The 17,551-nt window shown below is 56.7% G+C and carries 12 protein-coding genes; 4 read left to right on the forward strand and 8 right to left on the reverse strand.

Annotation, left to right across the window (positions count from 1 at the left end):
* Positions 1 to 7 precede the first annotated feature (7 nt).
* From M0Q23_01590 to M0Q23_01610, 5 genes are all read right to left on the reverse strand, one after another.
* Positions 8 to 1,204, reverse strand: coding sequence for an efflux RND transporter periplasmic adaptor subunit (locus M0Q23_01590; GenBank protein MCK9527341.1), 1,197 nt, complete (start codon positions 1,202 to 1,204; stop codon positions 8 to 10).
* Entirely contained in the window at positions 1,194 to 2,543 is a 1,350-nt protein-coding gene (locus M0Q23_01595) for a TolC family protein (GenBank protein MCK9527342.1), read from the reverse strand. Before M0Q23_01595 ends, M0Q23_01590 begins: the two co-directional genes overlap by 11 nt.
* A 45-nt stretch (positions 2,544 to 2,588) precedes the next feature.
* The gene (locus M0Q23_01600) at positions 2,589 to 5,198 is read right to left on the reverse strand and encodes a GAF domain-containing protein (GenBank protein ID MCK9527343.1); all 2,610 of its coding nucleotides are present in this window, start codon (positions 5,196 to 5,198) and stop codon (positions 2,589 to 2,591) included.
* Positions 5,199 to 5,303: 105 nt separating this feature from the next.
* Positions 5,304 to 5,816, reverse strand: coding sequence for a rubrerythrin family protein (locus tag M0Q23_01605; protein MCK9527344.1), 513 nt, complete (start codon positions 5,814 to 5,816; stop codon positions 5,304 to 5,306).
* A gap of 231 nt (positions 5,817 to 6,047) precedes the next feature.
* On the reverse strand, positions 6,048 to 6,206 hold the full coding sequence (locus M0Q23_01610) for a rubredoxin (GenBank protein ID MCK9527345.1): 159 nt from the start codon (positions 6,204 to 6,206) through the stop codon (positions 6,048 to 6,050).
* Positions 6,207 to 6,814: 608 nt separating this feature from the next.
* Here M0Q23_01610 and M0Q23_01615 point away from each other — a divergent pair.
* From M0Q23_01615 to tadA, 4 genes are all read left to right on the forward strand, one after another.
* Complete coding sequence (locus M0Q23_01615) at positions 6,815 to 8,287, forward strand: transglutaminase-like domain-containing protein (GenBank protein MCK9527346.1); 1,473 nt, start codon at positions 6,815 to 6,817, stop codon at positions 8,285 to 8,287.
* 5 nt (positions 8,288 to 8,292) lie between these two features.
* On the forward strand, positions 8,293 to 9,015 hold the full coding sequence (locus M0Q23_01620) for an ABC transporter ATP-binding protein (GenBank protein ID MCK9527347.1): 723 nt from the start codon (positions 8,293 to 8,295) through the stop codon (positions 9,013 to 9,015).
* 4 nt (positions 9,016 to 9,019) lie between these two features.
* On the forward strand, positions 9,020 to 10,705 hold the full coding sequence (locus M0Q23_01625; GenBank protein MCK9527348.1) for a hypothetical protein: 1,686 nt from the start codon (positions 9,020 to 9,022) through the stop codon (positions 10,703 to 10,705).
* Positions 10,706 to 10,857: 152 nt separating this feature from the next.
* On the forward strand, positions 10,858 to 13,179 hold the full coding sequence (gene tadA / locus M0Q23_01630; protein ID MCK9527349.1) for a Flp pilus assembly complex ATPase component TadA: 2,322 nt from the start codon (positions 10,858 to 10,860) through the stop codon (positions 13,177 to 13,179).
* A 50-nt stretch (positions 13,180 to 13,229) separates the two neighbouring features.
* On the opposite strand, the gene mutS is transcribed toward tadA, so the two are convergent.
* From mutS to M0Q23_01645, 3 genes are all read right to left on the reverse strand, one after another.
* Positions 13,230 to 15,845: a DNA mismatch repair protein MutS gene (mutS, locus tag M0Q23_01635; GenBank protein ID MCK9527350.1), complete on the reverse strand. Its 2,616-nt coding sequence runs from the start codon at positions 15,843 to 15,845 to the stop codon at positions 13,230 to 13,232.
* Positions 15,845 to 16,270 (reverse strand): phage holin family protein, encoded by a 426-nt coding sequence (locus tag M0Q23_01640; protein MCK9527351.1) that lies wholly within the window; start codon positions 16,268 to 16,270, stop codon positions 15,845 to 15,847. The genes mutS and M0Q23_01640 overlap by 1 nt, the downstream gene beginning before the upstream one ends.
* Before the next feature lie 370 nt (positions 16,271 to 16,640).
* Entirely contained in the window at positions 16,641 to 17,549 is a 909-nt protein-coding gene (locus tag M0Q23_01645; GenBank protein ID MCK9527352.1) for a class I SAM-dependent methyltransferase, read from the reverse strand.
* Positions 17,550 to 17,551: the final 2 nt, after the last annotated feature.

A 17,551-nucleotide genomic window follows, 5' to 3' on the forward strand; every position in this document is an offset into this window, starting at 1 on the left:
GTGAGCCTCAGTATTCTGCATCACGGGCGGCAACCTGCTCGTCATCGGCAAGTCCGAAGTTCCCCGACACGAGAACAGGCTCCCCCGGAACCAACCCCTCGTCTATGGCAACGAGTCCGCCCGCCCTCATTCCCGTCCGGACCCGCCTGAAGCGCGCCCTGTCCCCGTCAAGAACGAACAGGGCCGTCTTCCCCTCGCCATCCGTCACCAGGGCTCGCTCGGGAACGATAATGACATCGGCCACAGCGTCCGTTTTTATGGTTACCCGGGCGAACATGCCGGCCCGGATGTGACGCTCATCGTTGGGGATGTCGATTTTCACGGTGAAGTTCCTGCTCACAGGATCTATGGTGGCATTGATTTCCGAGATGGCGCCCTGGAATAGTCTGCCCGGGATACCGTTAAGTTCGATAACCACGGGAGTACCTACCGAAATTCTGCCAAGATCTGCTTCAGGGATTTTAACCTCCGTTCGTACCCTGCTGATGTCGAAAATCAGGAACAGTGGTGTTCCGGGAGCAACAATTTCTCCCTGGTTTGTCATTTTTCTCGCCACATACCCCGAAAAAGGAGCCGGGATCGCCGCGTCAGCCAGATTCCGCTCCGCTATCTCAAGGGCCGCCTCGGCGGCTTTCGCCTGGGCCGCCAGGGCTTCCACCCGGGCCAGGGCCATGGCGTGGGCTGTGATTACGGTATCATAGTTCTGTCGTGATATGACGTGCCGCTCATAGAGATGTTCCATACGTTCTTTCTCGCGGGCCGCATGGACAAGGTTCAGACGTGCCTCATCGAGGGACGCCCTGCCCGCCGCGAGCTGTGCCGCCGCGCTGTTCCGGGCCAGGCGGTAGTCCTCCTGTTCGAGTTCTGCCAGAGCCTGCCCCCGGACGACGTCGTCACCCTCGTCGACGAAGGCGGCCAGTATCCGTCCCGACACCCTGGCCCCCACCCTGGATTCCCGGACAGGCACCACCGTTCCCGTGGCATGGATGGGAGCATAGATCTCACCGGTCCGGACGGACACCACCTCAACGCTGACTCGCAGCTTCTCGCCCGGTGGCGGTGGCTGAACACGCCCTGTGTCGGTATCGTTGCCGCATCCGGCGGCGGTCACAAGAACCGTGAAGAGAAAAAAGCAGAAAACAAGAAATTTCAGGAAGATGGAAGCATTTTTATTATGTTCTTCTTTATGGTTATCACCCGCCATTCCCCGGTACCTCGTAAATTGTTCCCATGGCCCGTTCCAGTTCTCCGAGGGCAAGATGATAGGCGCTGAGGGCATTGAAATAGCTTGATCGGGCACGGGTGAGCAGCGTCTGGGCATCGATCACTTCCGTCGTGGTACCCACCTGCTCCCGGTAACGCTCCACGTTGAGACGATAATTTTCTTCGGCCTGCAGGACAGCCGCCTCTGTCACCGCGATGCGATGCTCCGCTTCCCGCAGGCTGAGGTAGGCGTTCTTTACTTCCAGGGCTATCAGTTCGCTCAGGTTGTCACGGGCATTGCGAGCCTGATCGACTCGACGTCGTGAAGCATCGACAGCGTACCTGGTTTTCCCCCACTCCCAGAAATTCCACTTCGCCACCGCCAGAAGGTACCAGTCGTCCTTGTCGGTGTAGCTGTTGCCGCTCACGCCCGGTGTGTCACCGTAGCGGGAGTAGTTGGCCGTGAAAGCCACGGATGGGTAGAACCCGCTTTTTGTAACGTTGACGGCCCGTTCCGACTGTTGAACCTGGAGTTCATAGATCTCAAGCTCCGACCTTCCGGCCATGGCTTCCGCCAGGCAGGCCTCGAGGTTTCCTTCAAAGGGGCGGTAGGTCAGAATATCCTCTACAGCCACGGGAGCGCCGATATCACGGCGGAGTACTGTGTTGAAGCGGGCCTTCGCCAGTTCCAGGGAATTTTCGGCAACCATGAGGTTCTGTATGCCGTCGGCAAGCTCAACCTCGGCGTGGAGAAGGTCATTTCTCGGGATGACGCCCACGTCGTAAAAGCTCTGGGCCGTGTCACGGTGCGCCCTGAGCTGTTCCACGGCCTGCAGGGCAACCTCGCGAACCCTCTCAGCCGTCAGAATCGCGAAATAGGCTTCCCGTACATCGAGAACGACATCCTGGATGGTTGTCGTTTCCTGGAGTTTCGATATGTGAACACCCCGGGCCGCAAGATCATAGCTGCCCGACAGGGCTCCGCCGGTAAAGACGGGTTGGGTCAACTCCAGGGACCAGACATAGTTGTCCCGGGTCCCCGTGGTTCGCTCTCCCATGCCGGGGAATGACATCGTCGGCGTTTCATCGAGCCTGCGATAGCCGTAAGATGTGCTCAGGGCAGGCAGAAAGGAAGTAAAGCGCTCCTTTCGCAGGGATTCCGATTCCCGGACGAGTTCCCGGGCTGATCGTATGTGAAGGCTTCTCTCGAGGGCCATGGAAATGCTCTCTTCCAGGGTGAACACGGGAGGTCCTTCATCCGACCGGGCCGGCGTCAGGAAACAGAGAAGCACCGCACAGACAACGAGGCTGATTATAATCGTTCTTACATTACGTCCCATGACTTCCTCCATAGACACGACAGGTATGAATACAACCGGAAACGCTCAGTGACCGACGGCATTCCCGGGGGCGCCCGGGAATTTCACCGAATCGGAGATGACCTCGAATATGACAATTCCCCCGGGGGTTTCAGCAACAGTAATCGTACCCGCTTCCCGGAGGTTGAAGTGGGACTGGGTTGCCCGGCGGGTCATTTCACTCATGAGGATTCCCTGCGTATTTTGTTTCGTCAGTTCCTGAAGCCGGAACAGGGTATTGACGGAATCGCCTATGACGGTGTAATCCATTTTCTTCTCGAAACCGATATTGCCCACGACGACTTCACCGGTGTGTATACTGACGCCTATGGCCAGTGATACCTGAAATTGTGCCATAAGCAGCTTGTTCAGATCGTGGAGGGCTTCTTTCATTTCCAGGGCAGCCCTGACAGCATTGTCCGCGTCGGAGGGGCTTGAGACCAAGGCTCCGAAGAGGGCGAGGAAGCCGTCACCGAGGTATTTGTCAACGATCCCGTCATTCTCGAAAACGATTTCACCCATGACGGAAAAAAAGCGGTTAAGGAGGGATACGGTCTTTTGCGGTCCGATTCGCCGCGCCAGGACTGAAAAATTCCTGATATCGAGATTGAGCAGCGTCAGCGTGCGAAACTCATCATGCACCATAACGCCGGTTTCGGTACCGTGAATGATCTTCTCCACCACTTCTTTCGGCACGAATTTCTGGAATATTTTTCTCACTTCCCGTTCGTGTTCCGCCAGAGAGAGGGTTTCCCTGTAGAGGCGGGCATTTTCCAGGGCAATGCTTACCGAGGATGCGATCGACTGGAGAAGCCGAGTGTCGTCATCATTAAAATCATCGGTTATCTTGTTGAGTACCTTCAGAACGCCGATCACTCTGCCCTGCGATATGAGGGGAACCGCCAGGACCGATCGTGTATTGAAGAGAGTCCTCGAATCGATTTCTCCGAGGAAAAAGCTTGAAGCCTTCACATCATTGACCACCACCGTCTCCCCCCGGGCGGCCGCATAACCCGAGATCCCCTGCCCCAGCTTCAGGGGACTGCTTTTCAGAGCTTGCGTGTCCAGACCGAAAGCAACGGCGAAAACGAGCTCGTTGTTCTCCACAAGCAGTAATGACCCTGCCTCCGCATCCATGGTATTCCTGATCATGTCCATGGTGTAGGAAAGCACCCTGTCTATGTCAAAGATCGACGATGCGAGGACCCCTCCTATCTGCTTGAGTGTCGCCAGCTCGCCGCTTTTCCGGGCTACCGTCGTGGACAACTCGTTCTTTAAAACGGCAAGAGCCAGGGAGGAACTCACCTGTTTTATGAAGTCCCGCATTCCTTCCGCCTCTTCTTTCTTCAGCCCGCATAGAATCAGAACCCCCATAACAGTTCCATCATTTCTCATGGGGACGATGAGGGCGGAACCCGAGATTGTCCCGGCAAGAAGATCTTTTTCGGGTGAAGGCGGAAGATCCGTCGTTTTGTGGATGACAAGGGACATTCCCTGCCGTATGACCTGTTCGAAAAAGGAAGTATCGGCCGAATAGCGCGTTCCATGCTTGAGAGGGGAATCTCCCGGCTCGTAAAAATCGTACAGCTGGAGTTCATCCGTACGGGTGCTGTCGTGTATCAGGACTGCCGCCCGCTGGAACCCCATCTCATTGCGCACCTCATTCAGTATGGTCTGAACCAGTTCCTTCCCCCTGAGACTCGATCCGAGGGCAACGGATACCCGGTCAAGCACCTGGACCGTCCTGGCCTTTCGCTCCCGCTCCCGCATGAGGCGGAGGTTTTCAAAGGTGAAGGCGGCGTTGCTGATGAGGGGAGATATGATGTCGGCCGTCTCCGTGGTGAAAGGCGCTTGATCCATTCTTCGCGAAACGGTGATCACGCCGATTATGTCCCTGATTGTCTTGATGGGCATGCAGATAAAGGACTTGGTTCCGTACTGAGAACGGTTGATTCGGCCAAATCGGCTGTCCGTCTCGATATTCTCGATGACCAGGGGTGACTTGTTCATAACTGCGTACTTGGCGATACTCGTGGAAAACTTTATACGATCTCCGATGGAAATGAGGGTACCCGTGCCGATGGATGCCTTGACGACAAAGTGGTCCCTGTCTTCCCGGTCGATCAGCATAACCGATCCGATATCGGCCCTCGCCAGTTTCAGGGCCCGCTCGAGGGTCATGTACAGTACCTCTTCAGGATCCAGGGTAACGTAGCACAGGTCAGCCAGTTCCTTGAGAACGGAAAGATCCGATACCTTGTTTTCAAGCATGTCATGGGTCGCCGAGAGCCGCTCTTCGACGGCGCTGAAGGACTCGGCTATGACTTTCAACTCATCGGCGCCGAATCGGGGGTGTACCTCGAGGGGCAAAGACGAAGCCCGGTCGGCCAGACTCCTTGACATGTGCGAAACACGGTCAAAGGTTCTTCTGAGGACCATCACGCCTGCAAGAGAAAAGACGAGGATCATCAGAAAGTACCAGGGGGTAGCGCTGTCCGTCAGAATGTCGTTTTTGAGAGCGAAAAAAAGAAAGCCGAACGTGGGCGCGAGAAAAAAAAGCGCGAATATGATCTTCAGCTTGTAGGAAAGGCTCTTGTTCGTGATGGAGGCCTCCCCGAGCCATCTGTCGAGACTCATGGAGCCAACCTTCCGGCGACACCTGCCGGTACCGCCCTCAAAGGATTCAGGACGCCGGAGCGACCGCATCCTTCGAGTGCAGCGCGGCTTCGGTGGAAAAAATGGTTACCTGCAGCTTGTATCATCAAATTCAAAGAATCGTTGTTGTGGGGCCCCGCAGACAGGACAGGCGTCAGGGACACCACCCTCGGCTACGTAGCCGCAAAGGTCGCAGATATAGTAGAGCGTTTCATGATCCGAAGCCATGGCGTTCAGGGCATCCTTATAAAGCCGGGCGTGTGTTTCTTCCACATCCCTGCTGTGAGTGAAATACAGCGCGGCCGTCTTGTCCCCGGCCTCCTGCGCTTTTTTGATGAATTCCGAGTAGGCGACCTGAGCCACCGACTCTTCCGACTCGAAACTCGCCGCGAGGTTCTCTTCAGTGGATCGGATCTCCCGCAACAACTTCAACGCCCGGGTTCCGTGTATGGCTTCCGAGGCCGCGATAACCCTGAAAAGCCTCCCGATCTGGGGATAGCCTTCCTTGTCTGCTTTTTCGGCATATACCTTCAACCGCAACACGGCTTTTGCCTCTCCGTCGAAGGCCCGCTTCAGTGCCTCCTTGATGGTGATGTTCATGGATGACGCCTCTCGTCCCGTAGTATCCTCCGACGGTTTCGTACAAATGGTGCCGGAGGCACGCCTTCCGGCACTAAGGCCGAATGCTGCTCGATCGCGCTCTTTCCTTCGTCACTGCGGCGTACTTCACAGTACGCATCACTCCTCAGGATGCGCGCGCCGAACCGCAAGGGGTTTTTACAAAGCCGTCATCTATCAGACGTTTTCGACTTTCTACGAGTTCTCCTTCTTTCATTCCGGTGAAAACTGGCTCTTGTCGGCTCCACAGACGGGACAGGTCCAATCCTCCGGCAGGTCTGAAAAGGGGGTCCCCGCAGGGATGCCGCCCTCTGAATCCCCCTCGGCGGGGTCATAGACATAGCCGCATACATCACAGACATACCGCTCCATAGTTGAACCTCCTCTTTATGTAGTTACAGACGTTGCATCGGCCGACCCACCCACAGGATCCGAAAGCGGCTTCCGGCAGGATGCCCGGAGGAAGTCGCCGGTGAGAGGGGCATCCGCCATGGACGGAAGCAGGTTGTTCTCGTGCATCGGCGATCCCGCGGCGCGTATGCCCGCGTCGATAGCATGGCTTCGCAGGCCCTATCGATACAGCACAGGGCGTCCGTGGGCATGAGCTTCACCGTGATCCCCTTTTCAGCACGTCCCCTGGAAATGACCCGGGTCATAAGTTCCGTACTCTGCCACATTGGGAGATAAAGAACAACCGTTTTTTGTGGATTTCCGGTTTGTCCGCCGGCTATGGGAGGCGGCGGAGCCGCTGATGTTCCTCTTCCTCCGGGGGGAACCGCAGCCGCTTACTTCTGCGGCCTTCATGACGCCGGCCGGGATTTTTCTCCTCCCCTCCGTTCCGGGTTCATATGGGTGATACTGTAATGGTCCCGCAGTGTTTTGGCAAACAAAAAAACAGTGACGGTCCCCTCAAAATTCACCTGTATCGTGGGGTCGGATTACGGTATAGTCTGGAAAAACATCGGATACAGACCGCCGCCATGAGATCGTCCCGCGCCTTCAAAATAGCCGCCAATCTTCTTATCCTTATCGTCTGGGGAGGGACCCTCTTTTTTCTTTTGAAACAGGAGGATCTCCTCCCGGGGACTGTCGAACCGCAGTCTTTCGAACTTCGCATTCCTGCCGAAACCGAAATCGACTCTTGGCGAAGCGTCTATGTGGACGACGTCTGGATAGGGTATGTACACGTTCTCTACGGTCGCGGAACAGAGGGATTCACGGCGGCCACCACCTCCCTTCTCAGGTTCGGCATGTTCGGCCAACCCCGGGAACTTCTCATCGAAAGCCGACAGCTGCTCGATGACGCTCATCGTCTCCTGGAATTTGAAACGGCCATATCGGGACTCGTCGGGATTACCGTCAGCGGCAGACGATCGGGGGACGGACTTCATGTCACCATGGCCTACGGCGATGTTACCATGGGGAAATTTTTCGAGTTGGATGACCGTGTCTTTCTCGACCAGGGCATCGTACAGGTCTATCGGGGAACGGACCTGTCACCGGGGGACACCCGCCTCCTCCGAGTACTCAACCCCATGACCCTCCAGTCAGAAACGGCGACCCTCCGCGTACTCGACAGGGAAGAGGGTCTTCTGGTCATGGAAACACATATCGCGGGCCTGACGACTACATCGTGGATTGACGACCGGGGCCTGGTGGTCCGGGAGAAAACGCCCAACGGCTGGTCCATCGTGGCGGAATCGCGTGAATCGGTTCAGCGGCACCTCGAAGCTTCGGCTCTCACGCCGGTTGACATCCTGGAGAAGGTTGCCGTGCCCGCGTCAGGAAAACTCCCCCGTCCCCGATCGGTACGCTCCCTGACGCTGAGGGTCTCCGGCTGTGACATCGCGGACATTCCCTGCAGGGAGCCCCGCCAGGTGCTTCTCGATCCCGACCGGGGATTGATCCGCATAACCGCTCACGACGAATCATCCCTCGGCGGGATTTCTCTGCCCGCTGCCGGTCCAAAGCCTGAGTCCCGCCTGGAACCCTCCCTCTGGATCGACAGCAACGATCCCGCCATAGGGGCCATGGCCCGAAGCATCGTGGGCGGCGAGACAGACGCCTGGAAGGCCTCCCGCCTTATCAGCGACTGGGTGTACCGGAACATCGAGAAAGTCCCGAATCCCCATGTCCCCATCGCGACGGAGGTTTTGAAGCACCGCCGGGGGGACTGCAACGAACACACGTCCCTCTTCGTCGCCCTGGCCCGGGCGGCGGGCATACCGGCGGATATGTCCGCAGGCCTGGTATACCTGGAGGGCGCCTTTTATTACCATGCCTGGCCTCGGGTATTCGTGGGAACCTGGGTGGACATGGACCCCACATTTGGAGAAGCTGTGGCAGACGCGACTCACCTGGAACTGGTTTCGGGCGATTTCTCGGCCCAGGGGCGCATAGCGATGACCATGGGAAGGATCGGGCTTGAAATTATCGATTTCGAAGAGATGTAAATGAAATGATCGAACTGCGGAACCTTACAAAGCGTTTCGGAAAAACAGTCGCCGTTGACGACCTGTCTCTTGTCATCGGGAAAGGAGAATTTTTTACCATCATCGGACCGAACGGCGCGGGCAAAACCACCACACTGAAGCTCGTGGCGGGCCTGCTCAAACCGACAGGAGGCAGGGTTTTCGTCGGCGGCTTCGACATGGCCGGGCAGTCGGACAGGGCAAAATCCATAATGAGCTATATTCCGGACATCCCCTACGTGTACGAAAAACTCACAGGCAGAGAATTTCTTTATTTCACCGGTGAACTCTACCGGCTCGATCCCCGGCGCTACAGGGCCGATACCGAGGAACTTCTCGAGCTTTTCCTCATGAAAGACCAGGCGAACCAGCTCCTTGAAAGTTATTCCCACGGCATGCGCCAGAAAATCGTCATCTCTTCGGCCCTGCTGTCGGATCCGCGAATTATCATCATTGACGAACCGATGGTCGGCCTCGACCCGAGAAGTATTCGCCTCGTGAAGGATATTCTGCGAAAACGGGCCCTGGGAGGGACCACGGTGTTCATGTCGACCCATACGCTCTCCCTGGCCGAAGAAATCTCCGACCGCCTTGGAATCATCCACCAGGGAAAGTTTGTCGCCTTGGGCAACGCCGGGGACATCAAGAAGGCCGCCGTGGATTCCGAAGGGCTGGAAGACGTGTTCCTCAAGATGACGGCGGAGGACTGACGCCATGGACGGCATGCGGGGCCTCGCCTTCGCCAGGTTCAGGATTCTGAAAAACAGCATCGCCGGTATCCGGCGCGAACCGCCCCTCAAGATTGTTTTCATAGCAACCCTCACGACATTCTTCTGGTTCGGGGCTTTCCTTCTCTTCCACCGGGGACTGACCTTCTTCCATACCATTCCCATCGTCGGGCCGGTGCTTGTCGACGAAGCTCTGTACATTTTCTTTGCCGTTCTCTTTATCATGCTGGCCCTGAGTTCCGTCATCGTCTGCCACTCGACGCTTTTCGGTTCCCCTGAAGTCCGGTTTCTCTTTTCCCGGCCCGTGGACCATGAGACCATTTACTTTTACCGCCTCATCCAGGCAGGCATTTTCAGTTCCTGGGCCTTCCTGTTTCTCGGCATTCCCTTTCTCATCGCCTATGCCCTCATCAAGAGCGCCTCCCCCTGGTTTTACCTGGCCATCCCCGGCTGGTTCGCTGTCTTCGTCATACTTCCAACGGCGATGGCCGCCCCGGTCGTTCTGGTCATGGTCCGGCTTTTCGACTACCGGAGAGTAAGGTATTTCTTTATAGCCGTGGTTCTCCTGGTTCTTGTCGTGCTGTACTGGTACTACAGGACGACAATCGCCCCTGAGGCCCGTGCGGACAGCGACATCGTCTCTTTCATGGGAACCTTTCTCCATCACCTCCGAATCCTGAAACATCCCTTCTATCCCGGGTACTGGATGGCCTCGTCCATCATCCGGGCGGCGGCGGCGCAACCATCAGTCGCGCTGGTGTACTTTTCCGTTTACGGGGCAACGTCGCTGGTAACGCTTCAGATCAACCGGTTTGCGGCGAAGCGACTGTTTTACGGGGGTTGGCTCGCCTCACAGAACCGTTCCAAACGGAGAGTACACTCCCCTGACTCAGGTCCGGCGAATTACCTGTTCAGAGTATTTTCTATCCTTCCACGGCCGATAGCCGCCCTGGTCATCAAAGATATCAGGATATTTTATCGTGATTTCAGCCAGTACTCACAGTTCACCATCTACCTGGCCATCCTCGGCGTCTACATATTCAACCTCCGCTCCATGCCCATGTCGGTGGACAATCCCTACTGGAAGATGATCGTTGTCTACCTCAACCTGGCTGCCACGTTCCTGGTACTGGCTGGCTTCAGTGTACGGTTTCTCTTCCCCCAGGTAAGCCTTGAGGGGAACAAGGTCTGGATGCTGGGCCTTGCCCGGCTGACGTTCCGGCAACTGGTCATGCAGAAATTCTTCTTCAATCTCGTCCCCCTCCTCCTGATAAGTGAACTGCTCATGGTGTCCACAAACCTGATGCTCGAAACACCGCGGGACCTTTTTATCATAACCTGCTCACTTGCCGCCCTGGCGAGCGCCGCCCTGGTGGGGCTCGCCCTGGGCCTCGGATCGCTCTACCCGAACTTCAAGGAGGAAAATCCCTCCCGTATCGTCTCCGGATTCGGGGGAACGCTGAATTTCATAATCGCCCTGGTCTATGTGATGGTTCTTGTTTTTATTTTCGCCCTGCCCTATTTTGCCTATGAAGTTCACCACGCCATGACTGAAGCGACATTCCGTCTCTGCCTCACGGCATCCTGGATCGTGGCGCTGGCGGCGACATCGGCAACATGCCTGCTTCCGATGTGGGCGGGATGCAGGCATCTCGAACGCAGCGAGTTTTAAGAAGGAAACCGCACAACCCTCCGCCCCGGAAGGTTAAAAGCGGCGTCAACGTGTTTTTTTTACTGGACAAAATCGGAAGAAATTCTATTGTCAGCATGACGGCAGGAATGCTATAAGATATCACAACGTCCATGGAAAGCAGAGAGCCCTCTATGACAGCACTTTCAAAAACCGCCGTCGGGAACGATAATCCCGACGATCGCCAGGTCACCGATCTGGAACAGCAGCTGAATTACCAGAAAAGATTTCAGGATATAACCTACAAGATCCACGCGTCAAAGAACGTAAAGCAGATCCTCGTGGACCTGCGGGACGAGATGCTCAGCCTGTTTGACGCCAATTCCATGACGATCTACGTAATCGATGATACCACGAACGAAATATACTCGATGATGCTTACAGGGTCGACCCTCGGAGAAATCCGCCTTCCCATCGACAACCACAGCATTGCCGGCTGCGTGGCAGCCAAAAAGAAGGTCCTGAACATCGCCGACGCCTACGATGATGCGGAACTGAGAAGCATCGACAAGGATTTGAGCTTCGACCGGCGCTGGGACCTGAAATCGGGGGTCACGACACGGCAGGTCCTGGCGGTACCGGTCATATACAACGGCACGATTCGCGGCGTCGTACAGCTTATCAACACAAAGAGCGGCAAAGCGTTCTGTACAAGAGACCAGTCCCTGGTGGAGGAAATGGCCAAGGTTCTGGGGCTGGCCTTTTACAACCAGGAACGTATCAAGCAGAAGAAAAAATCAAAGTTCGACTACCTTATTCGAAGAGGTCTCATAGGGGTCGAGGACCTGGAAAAGTCCTGGGCGGAAGCGCGGGACAAACGGGTAACAATCGAACAGTACCTGATGAAGACCTTCAAGATACCCAAGAGCGAAATCGGAAATTCCCTGAGTGAATTTTATAACTGCCGTTTCGTTGAATTCAGCGAAAAGACTGCAACCCCCTACGATCTGCTCAAGAATCTGAAGGAGGAATACCTGCGCCGGGAACTCTGGGTCCCCCTGGAGAGAACAGAGGGAACCATCAGGATCATTATCGACGACCCGAACAACATCATAAAGCGCGACATGATCGAGCGACTGTTGAAGACCCGGAACGTGACCTATGACATCGCCCTCTATGAAGACATTGTAAAGTTCATCAATCACTTCTACCAGACCGGCGATACAGAGGGAACTATCTCCGATCTCATCGGCAGGCTCGACGGCGACGAGGACGAAAGCGAACTCTCTGTCGATGAGGACATCACCGAATCGGACAGTATCATCATGCAGCTGGTCAACAGAATCATCAACGATGCCTATGCGAGAAATGCCTCTGATATTCACATCGAACCAAGCATCATCAAGAAAACCCTTGAGGTCAGGTTTCGGGTCGACGGCATCCTCATGGTCTACCAGAGGGTTCCCTTCGGCTACCGAAACGCCGTGGTGTCGCGGATCAAGATCATGTCGAACCTGGACATAACGGAACGGAGGCTTCCCCAGGACGGCAAGATCAAGTTCAGGCGGCCCCGGGGTGATGAAATCGAGCTTCGCGTCGCTACGATCCCGAGCCAGGGAGGCATGGAAGATGTGGTTATGCGTATCCTGGCCAAGGGGGAAACCATGCCCCTGGAAGACATGGGTCTTTCAGAACGTAACTACCGTGAGATGGTGGAAAACATCCTCGTAAAACCCTACGGCATGTGCCTGGTGGTGGGTCCCACGGGATCGGGAAAAACGACAACGCTCCATGCGGCGCTGCATTTCATCAACAAACCGGAAACCAAGATATGGACCGCCGAGGACCCCGTGGAAATCACCCAGTACGGGTTGCGGCAGGTTCAGATAAACCCGAAGATCGGTTTCGATTTCGCCTCGGCAATGCGGTCATTCCTCCGGGCCGACCCCGACGTCATCATGGTGGGTGAAATGCGCGACCATGAAACGGCGAAAACAGGCATCGAAGCGTCTCTGACGGGACACCTGGTTTTCAGCACCCTTCATACCAACAGTGCGCCTGAAACGGTCGTCCGCCTTCTTGACATGGGAATCGATCCCCTGAACTTCGCCGATTCCCTGTTGGGCATTCTTGCCCAGCGTCTGGTCAGGACACTCTGCAAGGCCTGCAGAGAACCATACCACCCCACAAGGGAGGAATGCGACGAACTTGCAGAGAACTACGGAGAGGAACTCTTCGCTATGCTCAACGTCCCCCACGGTGACGATCTGACCCTCAACCGGGCCAAGGGGTGTACCGTCTGTGACGGCACAGGCTACCGGGGACGCATGGGCATTCATGAACTGCTCGTTGCGACCCCCGAGATAAAAGATATCATTCAGAAACAAGGGACCGCTGAGAACATTCGCACCAAGGCCGTAGAACAGGGAATGCGGACACTGCTCCAGGACGGCATCGAAAAAGTGTTAAGGGGAGTTACCGATTTCATCCAGGTCCGTCGTGTCTGCATCAAGTAGCGTGGCGGAACGAGCCGATACCCGGGAGCCCCGGATTGTGGCCCCGGCCCTTATTGTTTCAGCCGGTCCTTCCAGAGGCTGATCATGCTCAGGGCATCGAGAGGCGTCAGGGTATCGGTGTCGAGTTCCCTGATGTCACGCAGGACCCGCTCCCCCTCATCGACAAAAAGAGAAAGCTGCCCCGGGTTTTTTACGCGGCCCAGCCCTCTCCCGTCGGCGATCTTCGGCAGTCCGGTTTCGTTCAGCTCGCCCCGCTCCAGGTTCCGGAGCACCTCACGGGCCCTCGTGAGAACGGCCTCGGGAACGCCGGCAAGGCGGGCGACCTGGATGCCGTAGCTCCTGTTCGTACCTCCCGCAACGATCCTCCGCAGAAAGATGATCCGGTCACCCCACTCCTTTACGGCGATGCTGTAATTTTTTACGCCTTCCCTGGTTCGCGCGATGTCCGTCAGTTCGTGGTAGTGCGTGGCAAAGAGCGTCCGCGCGCCGATGCGCTCGCTGTCGTGAATATACTCGCTCACGGCCCAGGCGATGCTGAGACCGTCGAAAGTACTGGTCCCCCGACCCACCTCGTCAAGCAGGATGAGGCTTCCCGCGGTGGCGTTTTTCAGAATCGAAGCCACTTCCATCATTTCCACCATGAAGGTGCTCCTGCCCCTGGCGAGACTGTCGCCGGCGCCCACCCGGGTGAATATCCGATCCACAACGCCGATCTCGGCGGAATCGGCCGGAACAAAGCTGCCCATCTGGGCCAGCAGGACGATGAGGGCCGTCTGCCTGATGTAGGTCGATTTGCCGGCCATGTTGGGTCCCGTGATTATGAGAAAGCGGTTCGCCCCCCGGTCAAGAAACGTGTCGTTGGCAACGAAGCCGTCGTCCAGGTTCATCCGTTCCACCACGGCATGGCGCCCCTCGCGGATGGAGATTACGTCTCCGTCATCCACCCGCGGGCAGCAGTAGCCGTAAAGGTCGGCCACTTCGGCAAGGGAGTGGAGCACGTCCAGGTCGGCCACGAGGGAAGCCGTTTTCTGGACCCGGGCGATTTCCCGGGCAATCTTTTCACGGACTTCGACAAACAGGTCATACTCGCGTTCCCTTCGCCGCTCTTCGGCATTCAGCACCTGTTCCTCGTAGCGCTTGAGTTCTTCATTGATGTATCGTTCCGCGTTTACCAGGGTCTGCTTCCTGACATAATCGTGGGGAACCAGCCCGGAGTTGGCCTTGGTCACTTCTATGTAATACCCGAAAACGTTGTTGAAACCGATCTTGAGGCTCCCGATGCCCGTCTTTTTCCGTTCCCGTTCCTCCATAGCCGCAATCCAGCGCTTGCCGTCCATGGACATGGAAACAAGCTCATCCAGCTGTGGGTCGTACCCCCCTTTGATCAGGGAACCCTCGCGGATGGAAAGAGGCGGGGCATCGACAATGGCCCGTTCCACCAGGCGGGCCACGTCATCACAGTCATCCATTGATTCGACGATAGAAACCGGAAGAGGGGAGTTGAAGGGACGAACCATGTCCTTCAGCGCCGGAACCACCCCCAGGGACTTCCCCAGGGCCACAAGGTCACGCCCGTTCGCAACACCCATGGACACCCTGCTTCCCAGGCGCTCCAGGTCGTATACCCGTGAAAGGAGTCCGCGAATGTCACTTCTGCGCGCCGGATCCTCTTTGAACTCGGCGACGGCGGCGAGGCGCTCGCCGATTTTTCCGGGAGACACAAGGGGGTACGTCATCCATCGCCGGAGACGGCGCCCGCCCATGGCCGTAACCGTCTTGTCCAGTACATGGACCAGCGATCCCTCTTTCCTGTTGTCCTGAATCGTGGCGAAGAGTTCCAGGTTACGCCGCGCCGTTTCATCAAGAACGAGATGATCCCCGGCGTGATACCAGGTAAGGGCCCGTACGTGGGCCGGCCCCTCCCGCTGTGTCTCCCGCACATACCGCACCAGCGCGCCCGCCGCCCGGGTCATGGACCGATACCGTTCAAGATCAACGTCCCGGGTTGCATCGCCTGGAAACTGTTCCCTGAGAACCGTCCGGGCCTCTTCATAGTCAAAGATCGAAGAATCCAGACGAGTCACCATGCAGCCGCGGGTCTCGGCGGCCAGTGCCTCGAGACCTGAATTCCCGTCCGTCTTGCTGCTGAGCAGAACTTCCTTAAATCCGAGACTGAAAACATCGGCCGTAAAGGTTTCACGGTCATCCGTTTCGGTCACGTTAAATTCCCCCGTGGAAAGATCGAGAAAGGCGAGGCCGTATCGTCCCGCCTCCTCGTACCAGGCGGCAATGTAATTGTTTTCTTTTTCCGAGAGGTTGTCGGCATCCATGACCAGGCCCGGTGTCACCACCCGTACAACCTCGCGTTTCACCAGACCTTTTGTTTCTCGGGGATCCTCCATCTGCTCACAGATGGCAACCTTGAATCCCCCCTCGATCAGCTTTGCAAGGTAACCCGATGCCGCGTGGTAAGGAATTCCGCAGAGGGGAACACTGTCTTCCCGTCCCTTGTTTCGTGACGTCAGGGTTATTTCCAGGACGTTCGAGGCAACCACGGCATCTTCAAAAAACATTTCGTAGAAGTCACCCATCCTGAAGAACAGAATACAGTCGGGGTATTGTTCCTTGATGTCCAGGTATTGCCGCATGGCCGGCGTCAGGTTCATCACTCCCACCGATCGTCACCCTTCTTCTCGAGATCAATGTATCCTTCCGTTCCGTCAGGTCCCGCGGAAGACTTTCTTCTCCCGTCGATACCGCGGTGTAGCGCCTCCAGAAGAGTACTCACGATGCTGATTATAAGGGCCGCGAAAACAGCTGTCCAGAATCCCTGGACAGAGAACCCCGGGACGACTCCGGAAGCCATCTTGATAAGCAGGGCATTGATGATGAAGGTAAAAAGCCCCAGGCTGAGGACGTTGATGGGCAGTGTCAGGACGAGCAGAATGGGCCTGAAGAAGGTGTTCAGGAAGCCGAGAACGGCGGCGGTGAAAAGCGCGGAGAAAAAGCTGGTGATCTGAACCCCCTCAAGCAGACAGGAAGCGACCATGACGGCAACGGTCAGTATCAGCCACCGAATCAGTATGATCATTATTTGGAGTACTCCATCGTGGTGCGTGGCATGCCGGGGAAAAGTCCCGCCCGATGAGCGCCGTCCCGTGCATGCCGATGACACGGTAGTATACCATGAAGTTTCGTCTTGTCGAGCGCCCCACTGTCGTTTGCGCTCCGTAAAAGGCGAAAAACGTCCGATAGAGGACGGTTCTGTAAAAAGCTCCTTGAGGCACGGCGCGCACATCCTGAGGAACGAGGCGTATTGTGGGGTACGCCGCAGTGACGAAGGCCGCAGCGCGACGAGGCAACCGGTTATACTGCCGGAATCCATGTCTCCGATAGCTTTTGCGGGGCCGTCAATGGGTTCTTTCCCTGTCCGGCGGGAGGAAGCCATCCCGACGCCGGTCTCAGAGTATCAGAAGCCAGCGGTATTCCCGGATATGATCGAGCAACTCGTAAAGAACCGCGTTCTCATCGCTTGCGGTCATGCGCCCCAGGAAAACGGCCCTCAGGCGCGGGGAAGGTGCGAGTCCCACGAGATCGGCAAGGGAGCCCGTCACAACCTTTCTGCCCAGGCCGCGGGCAACATCTGCCACGTGGCTGAATCGAACCGTGTATTCCGAGTGCCCCCGCAACCTGATCTCCCGGGGATATCCGTTCCTTTCCAGGTCCCGTCCCAGGTAGTCCATGTCATGGGGAATGAGGGGATCACTGGAGTGCTCCGAAAGAAAGGCCGGCCGGCCCTTGCGGCACAGCTCCTCCACGACGAGAAGGACCCCCATGTTGAAATGAAAGAACCCCTCCGACGGAATGTCGAGACCGTAGCGGTCAACGAACCGCGCGGCCTCTTCCGGCAGGTTCTTCGGATCCAGGTTGATCCAGGTTTTGAGATCGCCGGCAACCTCGTTCATGATGAAAAGATCGATCCCCGACAGGCCCGGAAGCAGGCTCTGAATGTTTCCGTTGACAAAGGAGACCTTCTCCCGCCAGCGGAAAAGCACCCTTCTCTGACGCTCCAGGAGCTGCCTGGACAAGTCGAGCATGGTGACATGGCTGAAGGTATCACCACGGCTTTCAAGAAGACCTCTCATGAGGCTGCCGTAGCCTCCGCCGACCTCACAGACCCGCATTCCTGCCCGGAGAACACCCTGGTCGGCGAGCATTCGTCCCAGGGAGGCTCCGAAGGTTCTGGGCTCTTCGAGAGCCGCCATGTAGGGCGAATCGATACTGCCCAGTGATTCGCAGATGGTATATTCCGTCATGAGGTCCACGAGACCGTGACTGTAAAAATCCTCCGTTGTACTTATCCTTTTCATGG

The organism is Syntrophales bacterium, assembly GCA_023228425.1.
Lineage (GTDB): Bacteria > Desulfobacterota > Syntrophia > Syntrophales > UBA2210 > MLS-D.